Genomic DNA, 21,470 nt, shown 5'->3' on the forward strand with positions numbered 1-21,470 from the left:
ACGCGGGGAACGCGGGCGCGCGGATCGTTACGGCGGGAGGACGCGTCAGCCGCGACAGAGCGAACAGGCCACACCGCGCCGCAGGTCGACGTGCCGCCGACGCGTGAGTGCCCAACGCTGATCCATGCCAGAAATGCAAACACGCCGTGTTCGAGCCGGTCAAGAAACGTTTCAGCAGCCGGAACGCCGGGTGTCCGGACGTTACGGCGGAACGATCCGGTACGTGCATCAAAACTGCTACAAGAGGCCTGGCGGGACCCCCGGGGGGAGTCAGCCCGACCGGGGTCGGGCATCCTCGTCGGCATGAACACGTGGCAGGAGGGCCGCCCGGGGGGCGGCGGGAACCCGTACGGCGGCAACGGCGGACGCGGCGCCGGCGAACGGCCGCTGCCGCCCTCGCTGAACCCGCGCGGGCCCGGGGCGGCCGCGCCGCGACAGCCGGGGCAGCCCGGGCCGTCCCGACTCGGCGGGGTCCCGCCGCAGGGGGCCGGCGCCCCCGGTGGCCGTCCGGACGGGCCCGGAGGCCACGGCGGTCCCGGTGGTCCGGGTGGTCCGGGTCGCCCCGGTGGTCCCGGTGGGCCGGGCGGTGCCGGTCGTCCGGGCGGTACCGGTCGTCCCGGCGGTCCGGGCGGGCCCGGCGGCGGTAGCCCGTCCGGCACCCAGGCCCGGCGCTGGCCGCGGCGGCGGATCGTGAAGTGGTCGGTCTTCGGCCTGCTGATCGCCGTCATGGTGACCGCCGTCTCCACCTGGTTCTGGGCGGACTCCAAGCTCAACCACGAGAACGTGCTCGCCGACTACCCCGGCCGCCCGGCCGCGGGCAAGGGCACCAACTGGCTGATCGTCGGCTCCGACAGCCGCCAGGGCCTCTCCGACGCCGAGCAGGACGACCTGCACACCGGCCACGACACCGAGGGCAAGCGCAGCGACTCGATGATGATCCTGCACGTCGGGGACAACGGGAACACCCTGATGAGCATCCCGCGCGACTCCTGGGTGCCGATCCCCGAGCACCCGGGCGGCAACGGCAAGCCGGTCAAGGGCACCACCGCGAAGATCAACTCGGCCTTCGGCAACGGCGGCGGCCGGCTGCTGGTCCAGACCGTCGAGCAGAGCACCGGCCTGCGGATCGACCACTACGCCGAGATCGGCTTCGGCGGCTTCGTCGGCATCGTCGACTCGATCGGCGGCGTCGAGATGCACATCGACCAGGACATCAAGGACAAGGACTCCGGCCTCGACCTCAAGGCCGGCGACCAGACCCTCAGCGGCAAGCAGGCCCTGGCCTTCGTCCGCCAGCGCCACCAGATGGCCGACCAGGACCTCGGCCGGATGCGCAACCAGCAGAAGTTCCTCGGCGCCCTCGCCCACCAGGCCGCCTCGCCCGGCAACCTGATGAACCCGTTCACCTTCTACCCGCTGGTCGACTCGGCGCTCGGCACCCTGATCGTCGACGAGGACTGCGGGCTGACCGACCTCGGCTCGCTCTTCCTCGCCATGAAGGACGTCAACGGCGGCGACGGCAGGTCGGTGACCGTGCCGATCGGCAACCCGGACTACCGGACCAAGACCGGCGAGTCCGCCGTGCTGTGGGACGCCAACAAGTCCAAGCAGCTCTTCGACGCCTTCCGGAACGACACCGCGGTGCCGGAGTTCAAGTAGCCCACCACGTCGTGTGACCGAACCGCCACAATGGGTGGATGTCACTCGTCACCGCACTGATCCGCCGCCGTCGCCACCGCCTCCTGGGCCGCCTGGTCCAGGAGGCGCTCGCGCTCTACGGGATGGAGGTGCCCGCCGCCTGCGAGATCGGGCCCGGGCTGCTCGTCTACCACCGCGGCTTCGGCACCGTGCTGCACCCGTACACCACCCTCGGCGCCGGCGTGACGCTCTACAACGGCGTGACCATCGGCCGGGCCGACCCGTGGGTGCCGCAGGAGGAGAGCGCGATGCGGCGGGTGGTGGTCGAGGACGGGGCGGTGCTGTGCGCGGGCGCCAAGGTGGTGTGCAAGGAGGGCGTGCTGACCGTCGGCGCGGGCACCGTCGTCGGGGCCAACGCGGTGCTCACCCGCTCGACCGGGCCCGGGGAGATCTGGGCCGGCGCACCGGCCCGGAAGGTGGGGACGCGGGCGGGCGACTGGGGGCCGTCGCCGGTGCCGGCCCAGCCCGCCCCGAGCCCCTCCTGAGCGGGCCTGCACCCTCCCGGACGGACGGCATCCTCCCGGACGGGCCGGATCAGACGAACGGCAGCAGGCCGGTGCCGCACTCCGGGAAGCGGACCAGCCACTCCCCCTCGCCGCCGGCCGCCTCGGTGGCGCCCGCGAAGCCGTAGTGGATCGGCTGCCCGTCGCCGCTCAGCCACCTCGCGTGGGTCAGCTGCACCGACAGCGCGGCCGGGCGGAGCGGGGCGGCCGGCTGGGCGGCCGGGGCCGGCTGCTCCAGCACCAGTTCGTGCTCGGTCTCGCCCGGCCGGAAGGTCACCACGGTCTCGGTGCCCGGGCGGCGCGGGAGGGCGCCCGCCGGGTCCGTCCAGTACGCGGCGACCATGACCGCGAGGGTGCCGTCCAGGCTGCCGGTGTCCGGCCGCACGTACTCCTCGTCCGCGACCCAGCGGGAATGGTGGCGGACCTCCTCCGGGCCCCACCGCTCGTCCCAGCGCACCCAGTAGCCGGCCACCCGCTTGACGGTCATGCCCTCGCGGACGACCCGGACGGCGAACCGCGCCGGGCCGACCGGCTCGCAGCCGACCAGGGAGACCACCGTCACCTGTTCGTAGGTCACCTCGCCGTCGTCGGCGCCCTGCTCCATCATCGGTCAACCACCTTGCCGCTGAGTCGAGTTCGGACGCGGATGGGGCCACGTCCGAATCGAGCGTAGGGCTCCGGCCGAGGACGGCCACCCGATTGCCCGGTTCCGGCCCGGAGCGCGGCGCTCCGGGCTACCCTGCCCGCCGCACCGCGACCGGCCGCGGCGGCGGGCATCGGGCCGGGTGCGCGACCGGACACGCGGCCGAATACGTGGCCGGACACGAAACCGCCCCGGAGCGGGGCGCCGGAACTCTCCGACGTCCCGCTCCGGGGCGGTGCGTGCCAGGTGGCGGCGGTCGTTACTTGACGTCGCCGACCACGCCGGACTTGGCGATGGTGATCTTGGCCGAGGTGCGGCCGCTCTGCGAGCCGAGGCCCTCGATCTTCTTGACCAGGTCCATGCCCTCGACGACCTCGCCGAAGACGACGTGCTTGCCGTCCAGCCAGTCGGTGACGATGGTGGTGACGAAGAACTGCGAGCCGTTGGTGTTGCGGCCGGCGTTGGCCATCGACAGCAGGCCCGGGCGGTCGTGCTTGAGCTGGAAGTTCTCGTCCGCGAACTTCTCGCCGTAGATGCTCTTGCCGCCGGTGCCGTTGTGGTTGGTGAAGTCACCGCCCTGGAGCATGAAGGCCGGGATCACGCGGTGGAAGCCGGAGCCCTCGTAGCCGAAGCCGTTCTGGCCGGTGGCCAGCTCGCGGAAGTTCCGGGCGGTCTTGGGGACGACCTCGTCGAACAGCTTGAAGACGATCCGACCGGCCGGCTCGTCGTTGATCGTGATGTCGAAGAAAACGTTGGAAGACATGCAGGCGATGATGGCACGATCACCTGCCCGGCGCGCGGCGCCCCCCGACCGGGCGGGGCCGGGCACGGCCGGGCCACCCGGTCGCGCGGCCCGGCTCCCGCGCCCCACCGGCCGGCGCCGCGGAGGCTAACATCATTGCCGGATCCAGGACTTGGCACGGCACGACGACCGGGACGGCAGGGTGGACGGCATGCGGATCGGCGAACTGGCCCGGCGGACGGGTGTGAGCGAGCGCTCGCTGCGCTACTACGAGCAGCAGGGCCTGCTGACCGCCCGCCGCACCGAGGGCGGGCACCGGGAGTACCCGGAGGCCGCCGTCGACCGGGTGGTGCACATCCAGGAACTGTTCGCGGCCGGACTGCACAGCCGGACCATCTACAAGATCCTCCCCTGCATGCGGGACTCCGACGGCGGCCCGAACGAGATCGCCACCCCACTGCTGGTCGAGGAGCTCACCGCGCAGCGCGAGCGGATCGACCGGACGATCAACGACCTGCTGCGCTCCCGCGAGGTGCTGGACGAGGTGATCGCGACCGCCGCCGGAACGCCACCGCCCGCCTCCGGGCGGCAGGCGGCCTCCTCCGAGGCCGCCTAGGGCCTCAGCCCTTCGGCTTGCGGGCCAGCACGTAGGCCTGCGGGGTCGGCTCCTCCCCCTCCGGCTCGCGGACCGTGCGCGAGGTGACCGGCAGGCCGGCCTCCCGGGCCAGCTCCTCGACGCGCTCCGGCCGCAGCCGCCGGAAGTCCAGCGACACCGGGTGGCCGAAGGGGCGCTCCTGGCGCGAGGGTCGGTCGCCGACCTGGAAGGCGAGCATCAGGTGGCCGCCGGGGGCGAGCACCCGGGCGAACTCGGCGAACACCTCGGGCAGCCGCTCCGCCGGGGTGTGGATGATCGAGTACCAGGCCACCACCCCGGTCAACTCCCCGTCCCCGAAGGGGAGGTCGAACATCGAGCCGACGCTGAACGGCACCTCGGGGTGCGCCCGGCGGGCCAGCTCGACCATCCGCGGCGAGAGGTCGATCCCGTGCACGTCCACGCCGAGCCGGTGCAGCGGGCCGGTCATCCGGCCCGGGCCGCAGCCGAGTTCGGCCGCCTTGCCGTCCGGCCGCTCGGCGCGGACCAGGTCGGCGAAGAGCGCCAGCATCGCCCGGTCCATCGGCATGCGGTCCAGCGCGTCCCGGAAGAGCTCGGTGTACTCGGTGGCGACGGCGTCGTAGAACGCCCTGGTCTCGGTCAGGAAGTCCGGCTCGGTCATGGTGCGGGACCCTACCGGGCGCCCACCGCCCGCGGGATCGGCCCGCAGACCGGCCGGAGGGGGACGGCGGACGAGCAGGACCGGGGCCTACCCGGCACAGCCGCGGCCGGGCGGCCCCGACCACGTGCCGCACGGGGCCGTGGTGGACGAACGGCGCGGGCACGGCCGCGGGGCGCGCCCACGACCTCCACGCGGCGGCGCCGCTCAGCCGAGCGGCGGGAGGTCCCGTTCGGCGACGGCCTGGTCGCCGCTGGTCTCCCCGGTCGGACGGAAACCGAGGCGGGCGTAGAACTCCGCCGGGCCGTCCGGACCGGGGTGGTAGGTGACCGTCGCCCGGGTGCCGCCGCGGCGGCGGATCTCCGCGCAGACCTGCTCGACGGCGAAGCGGCCGTAGCCGCCGCGCTGCCGCTCGGCGTCGACCAGCAGCCGCCACAGGCCGGAGCGGGGGAGGTCGCCGGGGCGGTCGGGGTAGAAGGTGATGTCGAAGAAGGCCATCACGAAGCCGACCGGCCGCCCGCCGTCCAGGATCAGCCGGGGCCAGGCCGTCTCCCCGTACGCGTACGCCTCGGCCAGCGACTTCACCACCGGCGCCACCAGGCCCTCCTGGCCGGGGCGGACCCGCAGCGCGAGGGCGGCGTCGATGTTCTCGGGGGTGACGGGAGCCAGGCTGAGCGCGGGCGGCGTGATCGACATGGCGGGCAGCCTAGAGAGCACGGCCGCCCGCCGTCGCGCGGTTTTCCGGGCGCCCCGCGGGGCGGGCTACTGCCCGGCCGGGAAGTCGGTACCGCGGCCGACCTCCGCCCAGGCCTCGGTCTCCCGCCGCGCCTCGTCGAGGGTGCCGAGGACGCCGTCCACCGCGTCGCCGCCGAGCGCGAGCCGCAGCGGGGTCCGCTCGGCGGCCAGCGCGGCCAGGATCGCCTCGGCGGCCTTCACCGGATCCCCGGCCTGCTTGCCGTCGGAGTCCGGCAGCCCGCTGCGGACCGGGCCGACGATCGGCTCGTACGCCTCGATCGGGGTGGAGTGGGCGAGCGCGTCGCCGCCCGCGAAGCCGGTACGGAACGCGCCGGGCTCGACGATCAGCACCTTGACCCCGAAGCCGGCCACCTCCTTGGCCAGCGCCTCGGACAGCCCCTCCAGGGCGAACTTGGTGGCCGAGTAGGCGCCCACACCGGGGAAGCTGAAGCGGCCGCCCATGCTGCTCATCTGCACCACCGCACCCGAACCCTGGGCCCGCAGGTGCGGCAGCACGGCCCGGGTGAGGGCGGCCGGGCCGAAGAAGTGCAGCTCCATCAGGTCCCGCAGCTCGCGGTCGGTGGACTCCTCGACGGCGCCGATCAGCCCGCGCCCGGCGTTGTTCACCAGGACGTCGATCCGGCCGTGCCGCCGGACGGTCTCCTCGACGACGACCGGGATCCGTTCCTGGTCGGTGACGTCCAGCCGGACCGGGAACAACTTGCCGGGGTGCCGGGTGGCCGCCACCTCCAGCGTCTCGGGGCGCCGGACGGCCGCCACGACGGTGTCGCCGGCCGCCAGCGCGACCTTCGCGATCGCCCGGCCGAAGCCGGAGTTGGCGCCGGTGATCAGCCAGACCTTGCCGGTGGGGTCCTGCTCGGGGTTGCTGCCCATGATCGTCGATCACTCGCAATCGTCGCGTGCTGCCCATGAATTGACGATCATTTATGACACCGGAACGGGCGCCGCGTCCAGGACGGTTCGATGCCGGACGACATACGGCCCCCGACCGCGGACGGGCGGTCGGGGGCCGTCGGTGCAGCTCAGGGACGGTTACGGGAGGTTGCGGGCCATCACGATCCGCTGGACCTGGTTGGTCCCCTCGTAGATCTGCGTGATCTTCGCGTCCCGCATCATCCGCTCCACCGGGTAGTCCCGGGTGTACCCGTACCCACCCAGCAACTGCACCGCGTCCGTCGCGATCTCCATCGCCGCATCCGACGCGTAGCACTTCGCCGCCGCACCGAAGAACGTCAGATCCGCATCCCCACGCTGCGACTTCGCCGCCGCGACATACGTCATCTGACGCGCCGCCTCCAGCTTCATCGCCATGTCCGCCAGCATGAACTGCACACCCTGGAACTCCGCGATCGCCTTCCCGAACTGCCGGCGCTCCTTCACATACCCCTTCGCGTAGTCCAACGCCCCCTGCGCGATCCCCACCGCCTGCGCCGCGATCGTCACCCGGGTGTGGTCCAGCGTGCGCATCGCCGTCTGGAACCCCGTCCCCTCCGCACCGATCATCCGATCCGCCGGAATCCGCACATTGTCGAAGTACACCTCACGCGTCGGCGAACCCTTGATCCCCAGCTTCTTCTCCGGCGCACCGAACGACACCCCCTCGTCGCCCTTCTCCACCACGAACGCCGAGATCCCCTTCGACCGCAGCTCCGGGTCCGTCACCGCCATCACCGTGTAGAACTCGGACACACCCGCGTTGGTGATCCACCGCTTCACACCGTTCAGCACCCAGAAGTCCCCGTCCCGCACCGCCCGGGTCTTCATCCCCGCCGCGTCCGAACCCGCCTCCGGCTCCGACAGGCAGTACGAGAACATCCCCTCACCACGCGCCAGCGCCCCCAGGTACTTCGCCTTCAGCTCCTCCGAACCCGACAACTGCACCGGCAGCGACCCCAGCTTGTTCACCGCCGGGATCAACGAGGACGACGCACACACCCGCGCCACCTCCTCGATCACGATCACCGTCGCCAGCGCGTCCGCCCCCGCACCGCCGTACTCCTCCGGCACGTGCACCGCATGCAGGTCATTGCCCTGCAACGCGTCCAACGCCTCCTGCGGGAACCGCCCCTGCTCGTCCACCTCCGCCGCGAACGGAGCGATCTTCGCCTCGGCCAGCGAACGCACCGCCTCACGGAGCATCTCGTGCTCCTCGGAGATCCGGAAGAGATCGAAGTCAGCCGCCCCTGCGCTGCCCGCCATGATGCCTGCCTCGTCGTTCAGTGACCGACGCCCGAGCGAGGTCCGATCGACGCCCGGTGCGAGTCGAATCCGCGGTTAACTACCGTTCAGTAGAGATCCTAGGGCGCGGGCCTGCGGCTGCCTAGCGTCCCAGCCGTGCAGGTGATCCGTGTGTGCTCGCGGCGGACGGATAGCATCAGGGCATCCGTACTGGTCGCGTCCGCATCCAAGGAGAACCCGTGACCCTCCGCATCTCCGTGATCGGCACCGGCTACCTCGGCGCCACGCACGCCGCCGCGATGGCCGAGTTCGGCTTCGAGGTGCTGGGTCTGGACATCGACCCGGACAAGATCGCCATGCTGACCGCGGGCCGTGTCCCGATGTACGAGCCCGGGCTGTCCGAACTGCTGCTCAAGCACGTGGCCGGGCACGAGGGTTCGACCGGGCGGCTGCGCTTCACCACCTCCGCCCAGGAGGCCGCCGAGTTCGGCGACGTGCACTTCGTCTGCGTCAACACCCCGCAGCGCAAGGGCGAGTTCGCGGCCGACATGTCGTACGTCGACACCGCGATCGACGAGCTCGCGCCACACCTGACCCGCCCCGCCCTGGTGGTCGGCAAGTCCACCGTCCCGGTCGGCTCGGCGGCCCGGCTGGCCGAGCGGCTGGCCGCGCTGGCGCCGGTCGGCGAGGGCGCCGAACTCGCCTGGAACCCGGAGTTCCTGCGCGAGGGCTTCGCCGTGCAGGACACCCTGCGGCCGGACCGGATCGTGGTCGGCGCCCAGAGCGAGCGGGCCGAGCGGCTGCTGCGCGAGGTGTACGCGGAGCCGATCGCGGCCGGGGTGCCGTTCATGGTCACCGACTTCGCGACGGCGGAACTGGTCAAGGCGGCCGCCAACTCCTTCCTGGCCACCAAGATCTCCTTCATCAACGCGATGGCCGAGGTCTGCGAGGCGGCCGGCGCGGATGTCACCCAGCTCAGCAAGGCGCTCGCCTACGACGAGCGGATCGGCGGCAAGTTCCTCAACTCCGGCCTCGGCTTCGGCGGCGGCTGCCTGCCGAAGGACATCCGCGCGTTCATGGCCCGGGCCGGCGAGCTCGGCGCCGACCAGGCGCTGACCTTCCTGCGCGAGGTCGACTCGATCAACATGCGGCGCCGCTCCCGGATGGTCGAGCTGGCCCGCGAGCAGTGCGGCGGCGGCTTCCTGGGCCGCCGGGTCGCCGTCCTCGGCGCCGCCTTCAAGCCCAACTCGGACGACATCCGGGACTCCCCCGCCCTCAACGTGGCCGCCCAGATCCAGCTCCAGGGCGCCCAGGTCACCGTCTACGACCCGAAGGCCGTGGACAACGCCCGCAAGATGTTCCCGTCCCTCGCCTACGCCCACTCCGCCCTGGAGGCCGCCGAGGGCGCCCACGTCGTCCTCCACCTCACCGAGTGGTCCGAGTTCCGCGAGCTGGACCCGGCCGTGCTCGGCGCCGTGGTCGCCGAGCGCCGCCTGCTCGACGGCCGCAACGTCCTGGACGCCGACGCCTGGCGCGCCGCCGGCTGGACCTACCGCGCCCTGGGCCGCCCGAGCTGAGGGCCCCGCCCGCGCACCGCGCAAGCGCCCGTCCCCGGATCCCGGGGGCGGGCGCTTGCGCGTTCCCGAGCACAGCTATTTGAACATGTTCAACTCCCGTGCGAGGATCCGCTCACCGGCATTCCGAGCCGGTGCGAGAACTGGGGGGTTCTTCATGCGCACATCGCGCACCCGGTGGCTGATCCGCTCCTGCGTGGCCGCCACCCTGCTCTGGCCTGTCGTCTGGACGGGTGTCGAGGTGTACGCGTTCTTCACCGGCAACCTCGGGGCCGACTGCTCGAAGGTCATGGTGTTCGTCGGCGGGTCCATGCCCGCGGACGCCCGCGAGATCCACTGCCGGAACAACGGCGGCTGGCTGGACCGCAGCTACACCGCCGAGTTCCGGATGCCCCGGACCGACCTGGCCGCCCGACTGGCCGAGGCCTTCCCCCGGGTCCGGCCGGGCACCGCCTACGGCCCCGGCCTGAGCTTCTCCAACAGCCAGGAGCCGAACGAGGCCCGGCCGAGCAGGCAGGCCATGACCGTCTACCTGAACGCCGAGTACGACAGCGACGGCACGGCCCGGGTCAAGCTCCAGGCCTTCGACGTCTGACCGGCCGGAATCCCCCGCGACCGGGCGTCGTTGGTACCGGCATGACGAGCTACGGCGACGAGACGGTCCTCGGCGAGCAGGGCTACGCCTCGCTCGCCGAGATCCCGTTCCCGGTCGGGACGGTGTCCTGAGGTGCCGAGCCAACTCCTACGAACAGGCGGGGGTCGACCACGCCCGTGACCTCCATCGGAGGCAGCGGGTACAGCTCGGTCGGCTGTGGCTCGCTCTCGCAGTCGGCGAGCAGATCCATCACCTGCTGCCAGACGCCGAGGATGTACCACCGGTGGTATCGGGTCTGCAGGCTGGTCGGGGTGCCGAACTCCGTCGGCAGCTTCGACCACGGGACGCCGGTCCGGGCCTTGTAGAGAAACGCTTCGACCGCCAGCCGGGCCGGGATCTCATTGGCCCGCCTGCGACGCCCCACCGCGGCGAGCACCGGCTCGATCTTCTGCCAACCCTCGTCAGTGAGCACCGGGACGCCCCTCCCCCGGTCTGCGAAGCCCTTGGCAAGCGTGCAGTCGTCCCGCCGACCCCGAGGCGGCATGCCGGTGATCTTCACCCGGATGTCCAGGAGATCGATCACCTCTTCTGCTCAACAGACGTCATCTTCCGCAGGTTCGACCGCGCCACCTTCGCCAGCTCACGGAGATCGGCCGCACGCTTGCCGGCGATCTCGTTCTCGGCCTTCCAGGCGAGAACCTCGTCGCGCAGCGCGACCAGTTCAGCCAACTCGTCGGCAATCGGCTTCACCGTCCTCTGGACAGCCCTCTCTGCCGCTTCACCTGACAGGCCGCGTCGGGCGGCCTGCTTGGCCGCCACGACGGTCGTGACCGACAGCACCGAATCCTGTTCATCGATCTGCCGGTCGAGGTCTGCGATCCGCTCGTCGTAGTTGACCTGGTTCCCGATTGCGGTACTGAGCCAGTCCTCGGACATCGCCTGAAGCCGCTCGGGCTCGCCCAGGAGCTTGCAGGTCTCCGCCCAGACGATGCTCTCCAGGACGTCCGCGTTGATGGTCGGGCAACCGCACACCGAGGCGCCCGCGTACTTCTCCTTCTTACCCGAGCAGTGGTACACCCGGCCGCCCCGTTCCTTGCGGTTGAGGCCGCTGTAGTGGCGACCGCACAGTCCGAGGATCCGGGTCGACAGGGGGTAGTGAGCGGCAGCCGATTTCGTACCGCTGCCCCTTCGGTTCCGAGCCATGGCGCGGCGCAGTTGCTCCCGCTCGTCCGAGGTGAAGATCGGTTCGAGTGAGATGACCACCGTGCTCCCGAAGATCGGGTTCCCGTCAGGGCCCAGCTTGGCCCGCCCGGGGTGACGGAACACCATCTCCGGCTCCCCGACAGCGTCCATCAGCCGCTGCCACAGATTCCGGTTGAACCACGGCAGACCTTGTCGGGTCAGCAACCCTTCCGCGTTGAGCCGGAGCGCCGCTTGCCGGGCGTTGCAACGGTCGAGTACCACCAGCTCCCACGCCCTGCGCAGCACGGCGAATTCGTGGACCTTCACACATCCGTCGCCATCATCGCACTTATCGATGACGATCCGGGAAATTCCTTTCTGGCCCTTGTTCTCGATCCGATACCCGCACCTCGGGCGGCCGCCGGTCAAGCCACCATCCTCGGCCTTTTCTTGAATTCCGCCCTGGGTGCGCGAACGAATCCGCTCGTACTCGGCCTCCGCGTAGTCCGCCTGGCGGCGCATCTCCCTGCGGCCGGCGTCCGTGGTGTTGTCGATGTCGCTATCCACGATGGCGACGAAGATCCCGATGTCCTCCAGGGCCCAGACCCAGCGCCAGAACGCCCGGCCGGTTCGCCCGATGGCCCGTCCTTCGGGCACCACCACAACGTCGAAGGGACGGGGTGTCGCGGCCGCATCCACCATGAGACGCTTGAGGTCCGGCCGCTCCGACGCTTCCAGGCTGCCGCTGATGCCCTCGTCCTTGTAGGTGCCCACATGGTCCCAGGTCTTACGGGCGATCAGGCCGGAGGTCTTCTTGCCCTGGCTGGCAATCCCGTAGCCCTTGCGCTGCTCTTCCGTACTCACGCGCAGGTATTCCACCGCCCGCAGAGTGCGGGCCGAAGTCTTGTCCGCGGCTACGCCAGCCGCACTGTGTGTCAGTGTGCTTTTATTGCCCATGTCGACTCCAACCAGTCGGCCGGCCCCGGGACGGTTGCAGCCGCCGCCGGGGCACTTTGCTGTCGGCAGCCTATCGGCGCCTCCGTCAAGCCGTCAGGACTTTGAGGAATTCAGCTGGATCGAACAGGAGTCCGAGCAATCGATCCTTCTTCTCAGATTCCAGCACACCACTGGCTTCAAGCGACGACGTATCCGCGTCGCCGGACATGCAGTCTTGCGCCCGACCCAAGTTGGGCATCCAGCTCACGCGCCTCGAACCGAGACCAGGTAGGACACCGACCAAAATCGCCCCATTGCCCAGCTGAAGCACTGCCAGATAATCACTCTTAGATGCGGCGCCGATTCGCAACGTAGGCATCGATGTCATTTATAAACAACCCCAAGAGGTCCCCTTCCTTCACTTTCGCACCCTTGTGGCCGTAGTCCCGCCGGACAGCCATCAGCATCTCCTCAAGGGCAAACACGGCTTCCCCTGGGGAGAGGGTCGAAACGCTCCTCTTGAAGCGCGACCATGCAATCAAAACCTCATCTGACGACCAAGTTATGAGGTCAGGCGTAAGGTCCTTGAACAATCTCTCGGCAGCAGCCGTCTGCTGCGGCCCGGGCTCCGCCTGCAGCAGGGCAAAGAGACCTGACACGAGCCTTGAGTAGACAGGGATCTTACTGGTGCGGATCTCGGCCTCGATAGCCTTCCGCTTCTCGATGTACCGGCCGATGACTAGCGTTGCCACTGCAACGACAACAGTGGACATGGCCGCGACAGATGCCGCCGCAACCGTTGAATCAACCCCCTGAAAGATCTGACGTCCAAGCTGGCGTGCGGCAAGTCCAACCACTTCAACCACACCCACGAGTAGCGCAGCGAACAGCACGAGGACGCCGACACCCTTGAAGAAGTTCCGCATGGCGGAACCTTGGCAGAAATATTGAGCCATGCGAATAGGATTTGACCAGCCGCATAAGAAGTCCGGGTCGAGGCTCGCCGCCAACTCCGCACCGAAGTCGTCGTCCCCGTCCAACTGTTCTTCAACTCCCCTGATCAAGAAGCGGCGATCCGCTCCCGCCACGCGCTCGACGCCGTGACACGGCACTTTCGACTTCTCGACCGCCTCCAACAGGACGCCGAGGGCCGCGCCCGCGACGAACTGCTCACGATCGGCGCGCGCACCGCGGAGTTCCTGGGCTGGCTGAACCAGGATCTCGGGGACTTCGACCGGGCCCTGTTCTGGTCGGACCGCGCCATGGAGTGGGCGCAGGAGGCCGGCGACGACGTGATGGCCGCCTACGTGCTCTTCCGGAAGAGCAACCAGGCCACCGCCCAGCGGAACGCCCCGAAAGCCGTCAGCCTTGCTCGCGCGGCCCAACGATCGGTCGGGGCCACTCACCGGATCCGGGCACTGGCGGCGCAGCAGGAGGCGCAGGGCCACGCGATGATGGGCAACTCTCGCTTCGCGCAGGCGAAGTTCGACGAGGCTCACGAGATCGCGGCCGCGCCGGACGATTCGCACGCCGACGACGCTCTTGATCTCGCGTACTGCACACCGACCTATATCGAGATGCAGCGCGCGAACTGTCTGATCGAACTCGGCGACCCGCACACGGCCGTGGGCATGTTGGAGGCGGAGCTTCGGGTACTGCCGCCGGTCTACCGCAACGACCAGGGCGTTTACCTCTCCCGGCTGGCGCGGGCTTACGCGGTGTCCGGTGAACCCGAGCAGGCGGCCGCCGCAGCGGACCGCGCCTTGTCCATCGCCGTCGACACCGAGTCGGCGCGCGCAATGTCCGAACTGTCCGCCGCGGGCAAGGCCCTCCAGCGGTGGAGTGCCGTACCCCAAGTGGCCACGTTCACCCACCGCTTGGCACTGATGAGCAGCGGAAGCCCTCTCGACCGCTGAGGACCCGATGGGAGAGGCTGGGCCCATGGACGCACTGATCACGGCCGCCACCTCCGCAGACGAACGCCGGCGCGGCGCCAAGATCGCCGTGCTGCCGGTCGGCAGCTTCGAGCAACACGGCGATCACCTGCCCCTGACCACCGACACCGTCGTCGGCAGCCTGATCGCCCAGCGGATCGCCACCGACTACGACCTGTTCCTGCTGCCGCCCTTCACGCTGTCCTGCTCGCACGAGCACGCTCACATGCCGGGCACCGTCAGCATCAGCGCCGCCACGCTCTACGCCGTGATCAACGACATCTGGAAGTCCCTCCAGGCCTCCGGCGTCCCCGGCCTGCGGCGAGCTTGAGGTCTCCGTACTCCTCCACGGTGCCCCACACCTCGTCCGTGACGGCATCGATCAGGACAACCACTCCGCTCCCGAGCGCCCCCACCTCCTAACCCTGGGCATGGCCGGCTACACCGGCAATGGGATCATCGGCCAGCCCTCCCTCGGCAGCGCCCCCAAGGGATCAGCGATCCTCGACAGCCTCTCGAAATCTGCCGCCGCACACCTCGCTCTGCTGGACGACAGCTGAGCCTTGGCACGCCTAGGGCCACCAGTTGGAACCCAACTGGCGGCCCTCAAAGACTCCGGAATCTAACTGGAGCGACCGGCCAGGCCGAGGCGCGGGATCTCGATGGCGGGGCACTTGTCCATCACCATCGAGAGCCCCGCGGCCTGGGTCCGTTCGTAGGCGGCTTCGTCGATCACACCGAGCTGGAACCAGACGGCTTTGGCGCCGATTGCGGCCGCCTGGTCCGCGACCTCACCAGCGAGGTCGGACCGGACGAAGACGTCCACCACATCAACTTCGAAGGGGATGTCCGCGATGGACGCGTACCCCTTCTCGCCATGCACCGTCTCAGCTTTCGGGTGCACGGGCACGATCCGCTTACCGAAGCGCTGAAGCACCTCGGCGACGCCATAGGCCGCTCGTCGCTGGTTGGACGAGAGGCCCACGACGGCCCAGGTGTCCCCTGCCTCGGTAAGGATCTTCCGAACCGTCTCCGGGTCGCCGTACATGCCCTGCCTCCTCGCAGCCGAGAGCCGAGAACCCACCTCACCCCAGCGCCACCGCGATCCTGGCCATTCCCGACCGGGATGAACAGCGCACTGGCCGGCGAGGTGGCCGACCAGGCGGTGCCCGGCCATCGAGATCCCGCGGCTCGGCTAGCGCGGCCTCAGGAGTCCGAGCCGTCCAGCCGCGCGATGGTGGCGATGGACGGGCGCCGCTCGGCGCGCAGCCCGGCGGCCACCGACTCGGCGTCGCGCAGGACCCGGACGGCGTTGTGCCAGGTGAGCTTCGCCAGGTCGGCCTCCGACCAGCGGCGGTCGAGGAGCTCGGCGACCAGGTTGGGGTAGCCGGCCACCGAGTCCAGGCCGTCGGGCAGGAAGGCGGTGCCGTCGAAGTCGCCGCCGATGCCGATGTGGTCGATGCCGGCCACCTCGCGCATGTGGTCGAGGTGGTCGGCGACGGTGGCGGGGGTGGCGATCGGGCGCGGGTTGGCGGCCTCGAAGGCGCGCTGGCGCTCCATGGCCGGCGGGGTGGTGTCCAGCGGGTGGAAGCCGTGGGCGCGCATGTTCTCGTCGGCCTCCCGGGTCCACTCGATGGCGGCGGGCAGGATGAACTTCGGCACGAAGGTCGCCATCGCCACGCCGCCGTTGGCGGGCAGCTGGGCGAGCACGTCGTCCGGGATGTTGCGCGGGTGGTCGCAGACCGCGCGCGAGGAGGAGTGCGAGAAGACGACGGGCGCCTCGGTGACCCGCAGGGCGTCGCGCATGGTGTCGGCGGAGACGTGCGAGAGGTCGACCAGCATGCCGAGCCGGTTCATCTCCCGAACGACCTCCTCGCCGAACCGGGTCAGCCCGCCGGCCACCGGCTTGTCGGTCGCGGAGTCCGCCCACGGCACGTTGTCGTTGTGGGTGAGCGTCAGGTACCGCACGCCCAGTTCGTACAGGGCGCGCAGGGTGGCCAGCGAGCAGTCGATGGAGTGGCCGCCCTCGGCGCCCATCAGGGAGGCGATCCGGCCCTCGGCGCGGGCGGCCTCCATGTCGGCGGCGGTACGGGCCAGGCGCAGCCGGTCCGGGTAGCGCTCGACCAGGGCGTGGACGAAGTCGACCTGCTCCAGGGTGGCGCTCACCGCGTGGTCGCCGGCCAGCGAGGAGGGGACGTAGACGGACCAGAACTGCGCGCCGACCCCGCCCTCCGCGAGGCGGGCGAGGTCGGTGTGCAGGCGGTCGCTCTGGTCGGCGGCGAGGTCGAGCGCGCCGAGGTCGTACCCGGCCTGCTCGCGCATCGCCCAGGGGAGGTCGTTGTGGCCGTCCACCACGGGGGCGGTGCGCAGCAGGGCGCGGGCGCGGTCCAGCGGGGTGGGGGAGGAGTCCGTCCGAGAAGTCATACGGGCTGTTCTACCCCACCCCCACCAGCGGGATTACTTGCCGAAACCGAAGGAGGAGGAACCGGCCACCTTGGCGCGGAGCTTGGCGCCCTTCTCGGTGGCCTGGTTGTTCAGCTCGGCCTGGAAGTCGGTCATCTTCTCGGTGAGCTCGGGGTCGAAGGCGGCGAGCATCCGCACCGCGAGCAGGCCGGCGTTGCGCGCGCCGGCCACCGAGACGGTCGCCACCGGGACGCCGGCCGGCATCTGGACGATCGACAGCAGGCTGTCCATGCCGTCCAGGTAGCGCAGCGGCACCGGCACGCCGATGACCGGCAGCGGGGTGACGGAGGCGAGCATGCCCGGCAGGTGGGCCGCGCCGCCGGCGCCGGCGATGATCGCCTTCAGTCCGCGCTCGTGGGCCCGCTCGCCGTACGCGACCATCTCGCGGGGCATCCGGTGGGCGGAGACGACGTCCACCTCGTAGGGGACCTCGAACTCGTCGAGCGCCTGGGCGGCGGCCTCCATGACCGGCCAGTCGGAGTCCGAGCCCATCACGATGCCAATGAGCGGAGAGGTCATTCGGTGATCGTTCCTCGCAGGTAGGCGGCCGCGTGGCGGGCGCGCTCGCGGACGTCTTCGAGGTCGTCCCCGAAGACGTTGACGTGGCCGACCTTGCGGCCGGGCTTCACGTCCTTCCCGTACATGTGGATCCGCAGCCCGGGGTCGCGGGCCATGCAGTGCAGGAAGGGGTGGTACATGTCGGGGTAGTCGCCGCCGAGGACGTTGACCATGACGGTCCACCTGGCGCGCGGGCGGGGGTCGCCGAGCGGGAGGTCGAGGACGGCCCGCAGGTGGTTCTCGAACTGCGAGGTGACGGCGCCGTCCTGGGTCCAGTGCCCGGAGTTGTGCGGGCGCATGGCCAGCTCGTTGACCAGGATGCGGCCGTCCCGGGTCTGGAACAGCTCGACGGCGAGGTGGCCGACGATGCCGAGGTCGCCGGCGATCCGCAGGGCGAGCTGCTGGGCCTCGTCGGACAGGGCCGGGTCGAGGTCCGGCGCGGGGGCGGTGACCTCGGCGCAGACGCCGTTCTCCTGGACGCTCTCCACCACCGGGTAGGCGACGGCCTGGCCACTGGGCGAGCGGACCACGTTGGCGGCCAGCTCGCGGACGAAGTCGACCTTCTCCTCGGCCAGCACCGTGACGCCGGCCAGGAACGGGGCGTGCGCCTGCTCCTCGTCGTCGACGACCCAGACGCCCTTGCCGTCGTAGCCGCCGCGGACGGTCTTCAGGACGACGGGGTAGCCCGAGCCCTCGTTCGCGAACGCGGTGACGTCGGCCGGGTCGGCGACGATCCGGTGGCGGGGGCAGGGCACGTCGATGGAGTCCAGCTTGGCCCGCATCACGCCCTTGTCCTGGGCGTTGACCAGCGCGTCCGGGCCGGGGCGGACGGCGATGCCGTCGGCCTCCAGGGCCCGCAGGTGCTCGGTGGGGACGTGCTCGTGGTCGAAGGTGATCACGTCGCAGCCGGCGGCGAAGGCGCGCAGGGTGTCGAGGTCGCGGTAGTCACCGAGGACGACGTCGGAGACCACCTGCGCGGCGGAGTCCTGGGGCGTGTCGGCGAGGAGTTTGAACCTGACCCCGAGCGGGATGCCCGCCTGGTGTGCCATGCGGGCCAGCTGCCCGCCACCGATCATGCCCACCACTGGAAAATTCACATTGCCCGGGGAAGTCACGCGGCCCAGGATATCCGGGCCGGTCGGGGGCGGTGGAGCCGCCGGTGGGACCTCCGGAGTGGACGCGCGTAGATGTCAACCCCCACCCCGGACGGCTGAGCCGTTCGATGGAAGCGGGTAGCCTGAACGGCCAGGTCCTCGTCCGCGCGGTCGGATCATGTGCGTGCACGCAGGGCTCAAGGGGTGTCCCCGGCCCAGTGGGACACCGCTTTTCCCCGCAGGTACATGGAGGCCACCCGGTATGGCGACGACCGCAGCTTCGAACCCCTCGCTCATGCAGAAACTGCGTGGGCTCAGGGGTGAGGTGGTGAAGTTCGCCATAGTCGGCGTGACCGGCGTGATCGTCAACGCCGGGGTCTTCTGGGTCTGCCTCAAGACGACCGGTCCGATCAACTCCTTCTCGGGCTACATCGCCACCAGCGTGGCGATCGGCACCAACTACCTCGGCTACCGCTACTGGCTCTACCGTGACCGGGACGCGGCCTCGCGCAAGCGCGAGATCACCCTCTTCCTGATCTTCAGCGGCATCGGCATGCTGATCGAGAACGGCATCAACGCCTTCTCCGTGCACGTGCTCGGCTACCACTCGCCCACCAGCCAGCTGATCGCCAAGAACGTGATCGGTCTGATCGCCGGCACCACCTTCCGGTTCTTCTCCTACCGGACGTGGGTCTTCAAGGCGCTGCCGGAGACCGAGCAGGAGGTCACCGCCGACGGCCGGGATCTGGCCGCCCAGGCCGAGCTGATGCTGGCCACCGAGCGGATCCGCTACGCCCAGGCCGAGTAGCCGCCCCTCCCCTCCCCTTGCCGGGCCCGCCCCCGCGAGAGGACAGTGGTGACCGAGGGCGAGCACGGCCCGCGGACGATCGAGGCCGAGGGGGTCCCAGGAGGCTCGCCATGGCGTTCGTCCAGATCATCGACTTCAGGACCGACAGGCTCGACGAGCTCAACCGGCTCATGGACGACTGGGTCGCGCAGACCCGCGGGAAGCGGACCGCCTCCCACGCCCTGGTCGGCACCGACCGCTCCGACGGCAGGCACGTGGTGGAGATCGTGGAGTTCCCCTCCTACGAGGAGGCCATGCGCAACTCCCGGCTCCCCGAGACGGACCGGATCTTCCGCGAGATGGTGGCGCTGTGCGAGACGCCGCCCGCCTTCACCGACCTCGACGTGGTCCGTGACCTCCGGCTCGACGGGGCGCGGTAGCCGAGCCCCGTGACCGGCCCGTTTCGCCGGCCCTCGTGGCCGGCCCCCTCGCGGCCGGCCCCCTCGTGGCTAGCCCTCGTGGCTGCGCCCGAGGAAGAGCGCGAACACCGGCGGCTTCAGCGAGAGCAGTTCGAGCCGCCCGCCGTCCGCCTCCGCGAGGTCGCGGGCGACGGCCAGCCCGATGCCGGTGGAGTTGCGCCCGCTGACCGCGCGCTCGAACACCCGGTTGCCGAGGTCCGGCGGCACTCCCGCGCCCTGGTCCTGGACCTCGACCACCACCGAGGTCCCGGACGGCCGTACCCGCAGGGTGATCGTCCCGGCGCCGTGCATCAGCGAGTTCTCGATCAGGGTGGCCAGCACCTGGGCCACCGTCCCCGGGGTGCCGACCGCGGTGACCCCGTGCAGCCCCTCCAGGGAGAGCACCCGGCCCTGTTCCCGCAGTGTCGGGCCCCACTCCTCCACCTGCTGCTTGATCACCTCGTCCAGGTCGAAGGCGACGGCGGTGGGGCTGCGCGGGTCGCGCTGGGTGGTGAGCAGCCGCTGGACCACGTCGGTGAGCCGCTCGACCTGCTGGAGGGCGATGGTCGCCTCCTCCTTGACCGTCTCCGGCTCCTCGGCGAGGGCGGTGATCTCCTCCAGCCGCATGGAGAGCGCGGTGAGCGGGGTGCGCAGCTGGTGCGAGGCGTCGGCGGCGAGCCGGCGCTCGGCGGTGAGCATCCGGGCGATCCGCTCGGCGCTGGTGTCCAGCACCTCGGCGACCCGGTCGAGTTCGGGCACCCCGTAGCGGCGGTCGCGCGGGCGCGGGTCGCCGGAGCCGAGCCGCTCGGCGGTCTCGGCGAGGTCGGTGAGCGGCCGGGCCAGCCGCTTGGCCTGCCAGACGGCGAGCGCCACCGCGGCCTGGACGGCCAGCAGGGCGACCACGCCGAGCAGCAGCAGGTTGTTGGCGATCTCGTGGTCGACGTCCTCCCGGGACTGCTCGACGGTGACGGTCTCGCCGCTGTTGCCGCGCTCGACGGCCTTCAGCAGGTGGTTCCCGGCCGGGCGCTCGCCCGCGGAGACCACCGGCTGGCCGGGCACCTGCACCTCGACGTAGCTGCCCTCGGTGATCTGGCTCTCGAAGGCCCGTCCGGTGACCGGCTCCCCCGCGGCGAGCCGGCTCTCGACCAGGGCGAGCACCCGGACGGCGGCCGCGTCCACCCGGTCCTGCGCCGAGTTGACGATGGTCCGCTTCTCGACCAGGGCGAGCGGTACGCAGAACACCACGACCACCACCAGGACGACGCCCAGCAGCGAGTTGATCATCCGGCGTTTCACGCTGCCGCTCCCCGAGGTGTTCCGCTGCCGCGGGCCGAGGGCCCGCCTGGGGCCCGATGTCCGTCAGGCGCTAATTCTTCTCGAACCGGAACCCGACTCCGCGCACGGTGGCGATGTAGCGCGGGTTGGCCGCGTCGTCGCCGAGCTTCTTGCGGAGCCAGGAGATGTGCATGTCCAGGGTCTTGGTGGAGGTCCACCAGGTGGTGTCCCAGACCTGCCGCATGATCTCCTCGCGGGTGACCACCCGGCCGGCGTCCCGGACCAGGACCCGCAGGAGCTCGAACTCCTTGGCGGAGAGGGTGAGTTCCTCGTCGCCGAGCCAGGCGCGGTGGGACTCGATGTCGATCTTCACCCCGTGCGCGCCGGTGGTGAGCTGGTCGACGTTGCCGCGCCGGAGCAGGGCCCGGACGCGGGCGAGCAGTTCGGCCAGACGGAAGGGCTTGGTGACGTAGTCGTCGGCGCCGGCGTCCAGGCCGACCACGGTGTCCACCTCGTCGGCGCGGGCGGTGAGCACCAGGACGGGGCAGCTCTTGCCGTCGGCGCGCAGGCGGCGGCAGACCTCCAGGCCGTCCATCTCGGGCAGGCCGAGGTCCAGGACGACGAGGTCGACCTCCTCGGTGAGGCCGGCGGACAGTGCGGTCGGACCGTCCTCGCGGACGAGCACCTCATAGCCCTCGCGTCGCAGGGCCCGGGCGAGCGGTTCGGAGATCGCCGGATCGTCCTCGGCAAGCAGCACACAGGTCATGTGGTGATGGTAGTCCGCCCGGGTATGGCCGTACGCCCTGTGAGGTAGTTCACAGAG

The 21,470-nt window shown here is 70.7% G+C and carries 25 protein-coding genes and 1 pseudogene; 10 read left to right on the top strand and 16 right to left on the bottom strand.

The window, feature by feature from the left end:
- Nucleotides 1–690: 690 nt before the first annotated feature.
- Nucleotides 691–1,659 carry an LCP family protein gene (locus tag ACIQ87_RS24835; RefSeq protein WP_402410201.1) on the top strand — a complete coding sequence of 323 codons (969 nt, stop codon included), beginning with the start codon at nt 691–693 and terminating at the stop codon, nt 1,657–1,659.
- A 38-nt stretch (nt 1,660–1,697) separates the two neighbouring features.
- Nucleotides 1,698–2,183: a hypothetical protein gene (locus ACIQ87_RS24840; RefSeq protein ID WP_402410202.1), complete on the top strand. Its 486-nt coding sequence runs from the start codon at nt 1,698–1,700 to the stop codon at nt 2,181–2,183.
- Nucleotides 2,184–2,232: 49 nt separating this feature from the next.
- Here ACIQ87_RS24840 and ACIQ87_RS24845 read toward each other — a convergent pair whose 3' ends face one another.
- Nucleotides 2,233–2,808 (bottom strand): hypothetical protein, encoded by a 576-nt coding sequence (locus ACIQ87_RS24845; RefSeq protein ID WP_402410204.1) that lies wholly within the window; start codon nt 2,806–2,808, stop codon nt 2,233–2,235.
- Between the two features lie 295 nt (nt 2,809–3,103).
- Nucleotides 3,104–3,607: a peptidylprolyl isomerase gene (locus tag ACIQ87_RS24850; RefSeq protein ID WP_402410206.1), complete on the bottom strand. Its 504-nt coding sequence runs from the start codon at nt 3,605–3,607 to the stop codon at nt 3,104–3,106.
- A 190-nt stretch (nt 3,608–3,797) separates the two neighbouring features.
- Between ACIQ87_RS24850 and ACIQ87_RS24855 the strand changes: the two genes are divergently transcribed.
- Nucleotides 3,798–4,202: a MerR family transcriptional regulator gene (locus tag ACIQ87_RS24855; RefSeq protein ID WP_402410341.1), complete on the top strand. Its 405-nt coding sequence runs from the start codon at nt 3,798–3,800 to the stop codon at nt 4,200–4,202.
- A gap of 4 nt (nt 4,203–4,206) precedes the next feature.
- Here the strand turns inward: ACIQ87_RS24855 and ACIQ87_RS24860 are convergent, their stop codons facing one another.
- The 4 genes from ACIQ87_RS24860 to ACIQ87_RS24875 form a co-directional block, all read right to left on the bottom strand.
- Nucleotides 4,207–4,860, bottom strand: coding sequence for a class I SAM-dependent DNA methyltransferase (locus ACIQ87_RS24860; RefSeq protein ID WP_402410207.1), 654 nt, complete (start codon nt 4,858–4,860; stop codon nt 4,207–4,209).
- A gap of 204 nt (nt 4,861–5,064) precedes the next feature.
- On the bottom strand, nt 5,065–5,553 hold the full coding sequence (locus tag ACIQ87_RS24865; protein WP_402410209.1) for a GNAT family N-acetyltransferase: 489 nt from the start codon (nt 5,551–5,553) through the stop codon (nt 5,065–5,067).
- A gap of 66 nt (nt 5,554–5,619) precedes the next feature.
- Entirely contained in the window at nt 5,620–6,486 is an 867-nt protein-coding gene (locus ACIQ87_RS24870) for an oxidoreductase (RefSeq protein WP_402410211.1), read from the bottom strand.
- A 159-nt stretch (nt 6,487–6,645) separates the two neighbouring features.
- Complete coding sequence (locus ACIQ87_RS24875) at nt 6,646–7,812, bottom strand: acyl-CoA dehydrogenase family protein (protein ID WP_402410212.1); 1,167 nt, start codon at nt 7,810–7,812, stop codon at nt 6,646–6,648.
- 218 nt (nt 7,813–8,030) lie between these two features.
- Here ACIQ87_RS24875 and ACIQ87_RS24880 point away from each other — a divergent pair, with 218 nt between their 5' ends.
- Entirely contained in the window at nt 8,031–9,368 is a 1,338-nt protein-coding gene (locus tag ACIQ87_RS24880) for a UDP-glucose dehydrogenase family protein (protein WP_402410214.1), read from the top strand.
- A 154-nt stretch (nt 9,369–9,522) separates the two neighbouring features.
- Nucleotides 9,523–9,960, top strand: a complete 438-nt coding sequence (locus ACIQ87_RS24885; protein WP_402410216.1) for a hypothetical protein — start codon at nt 9,523–9,525, stop codon at nt 9,958–9,960.
- A gap of 82 nt (nt 9,961–10,042) precedes the next feature.
- On the opposite strand, the gene ACIQ87_RS24890 is transcribed toward ACIQ87_RS24885, so the two are convergent.
- From ACIQ87_RS24890 to ACIQ87_RS24905, 4 genes are all read right to left on the bottom strand, one after another.
- Nucleotides 10,043–10,543, bottom strand: coding sequence for a transposase (locus tag ACIQ87_RS24890; protein ID WP_402410218.1), 501 nt, complete (start codon nt 10,541–10,543; stop codon nt 10,043–10,045).
- Entirely contained in the window at nt 10,540–12,021 is a 1,482-nt protein-coding gene (locus tag ACIQ87_RS24895; RefSeq protein ID WP_402410220.1) for a recombinase family protein, read from the bottom strand. Before ACIQ87_RS24895 ends, ACIQ87_RS24890 begins: the two co-directional genes overlap by 4 nt.
- 163 nt (nt 12,022–12,184) lie before the next feature.
- Nucleotides 12,185–12,409 (bottom strand): hypothetical protein, encoded by a 225-nt coding sequence (locus tag ACIQ87_RS24900; protein ID WP_402410222.1) that lies wholly within the window; start codon nt 12,407–12,409, stop codon nt 12,185–12,187.
- A gap of 16 nt (nt 12,410–12,425) precedes the next feature.
- Nucleotides 12,426–13,004: a hypothetical protein gene (locus ACIQ87_RS24905; RefSeq protein WP_402410223.1), complete on the bottom strand. Its 579-nt coding sequence runs from the start codon at nt 13,002–13,004 to the stop codon at nt 12,426–12,428.
- Nucleotides 13,005–13,178: 174 nt separating this feature from the next.
- Between ACIQ87_RS24905 and ACIQ87_RS24910 the strand changes: the two genes are divergently transcribed.
- From ACIQ87_RS24910 to ACIQ87_RS24920, 3 genes are read left to right on the top strand one after another with little or no spacing between them, the layout of a single operon-like run.
- Nucleotides 13,179–13,994 (top strand): hypothetical protein, encoded by an 816-nt coding sequence (locus tag ACIQ87_RS24910; protein ID WP_402410224.1) that lies wholly within the window; start codon nt 13,179–13,181, stop codon nt 13,992–13,994.
- Nucleotides 13,995–14,019: 25 nt separating this feature from the next.
- Nucleotides 14,020–14,343 (top strand): creatininase family protein, encoded by a 324-nt coding sequence (locus tag ACIQ87_RS24915; protein WP_402410226.1) that lies wholly within the window; start codon nt 14,020–14,022, stop codon nt 14,341–14,343.
- A gap of 46 nt (nt 14,344–14,389) precedes the next feature.
- A complete protein-coding gene (locus ACIQ87_RS24920; RefSeq protein ID WP_402410343.1) occupies nt 14,390–14,572 on the top strand; it encodes a hypothetical protein in 183 nt (60 codons plus the stop codon).
- 62 nt (nt 14,573–14,634) lie between these two features.
- Here the strand turns inward: ACIQ87_RS24920 and ACIQ87_RS24925 are convergent, their stop codons facing one another.
- From ACIQ87_RS24925 to ACIQ87_RS24940, 4 genes are all read right to left on the bottom strand, one after another.
- Nucleotides 14,635–15,060 (bottom strand): CoA-binding protein, encoded by a 426-nt coding sequence (locus ACIQ87_RS24925; protein ID WP_402410228.1) that lies wholly within the window; start codon nt 15,058–15,060, stop codon nt 14,635–14,637.
- 158 nt (nt 15,061–15,218) lie between these two features.
- Nucleotides 15,219–16,436 (bottom strand): dipeptidase, encoded by a 1,218-nt coding sequence (locus tag ACIQ87_RS24930; protein ID WP_402410230.1) that lies wholly within the window; start codon nt 16,434–16,436, stop codon nt 15,219–15,221.
- Between the two features lie 33 nt (nt 16,437–16,469).
- Nucleotides 16,470–16,994 carry a 5-(carboxyamino)imidazole ribonucleotide mutase gene (purE, locus tag ACIQ87_RS24935; RefSeq protein ID WP_402410232.1) on the bottom strand — a complete coding sequence of 175 codons (525 nt, stop codon included), beginning with the start codon at nt 16,992–16,994 and terminating at the stop codon, nt 16,470–16,472.
- A complete protein-coding gene (locus ACIQ87_RS24940; protein ID WP_402410233.1) occupies nt 16,991–18,130 on the bottom strand; it encodes a 5-(carboxyamino)imidazole ribonucleotide synthase in 1,140 nt (379 codons plus the stop codon). The genes purE and ACIQ87_RS24940 overlap by 4 nt, the downstream gene beginning before the upstream one ends.
- 325 nt (nt 18,131–18,455) lie before the next feature.
- Here ACIQ87_RS24940 and ACIQ87_RS24945 point away from each other — a divergent pair, with 325 nt between their 5' ends.
- Complete coding sequence (locus tag ACIQ87_RS24945) at nt 18,456–18,935, top strand: GtrA family protein (protein ID WP_402410234.1); 480 nt, start codon at nt 18,456–18,458, stop codon at nt 18,933–18,935.
- 110 nt (nt 18,936–19,045) lie between these two features.
- A pseudogene (locus ACIQ87_RS24950) lies at nt 19,046–19,342 on the top strand (ester cyclase); the annotation flags it as partial.
- 81 nt (nt 19,343–19,423) lie between these two features.
- Here ACIQ87_RS24950 and ACIQ87_RS24955 read toward each other — a convergent pair.
- Complete coding sequence (locus tag ACIQ87_RS24955) at nt 19,424–20,668, bottom strand: ATP-binding protein (protein ID WP_402410236.1); 1,245 nt, start codon at nt 20,666–20,668, stop codon at nt 19,424–19,426.
- 70 nt (nt 20,669–20,738) lie between these two features.
- Nucleotides 20,739–21,413, bottom strand: a complete 675-nt coding sequence (locus ACIQ87_RS24960; RefSeq protein ID WP_392867016.1) for a response regulator transcription factor — start codon at nt 21,411–21,413, stop codon at nt 20,739–20,741.
- Nucleotides 21,414–21,470 lie beyond the last annotated feature (57 nt).

The sequence above is a fragment of the Kitasatospora sp. NPDC096204 genome (assembly GCF_044763205.1).
Lineage (GTDB): Bacteria > Actinomycetota > Actinomycetes > Streptomycetales > Streptomycetaceae > Kitasatospora.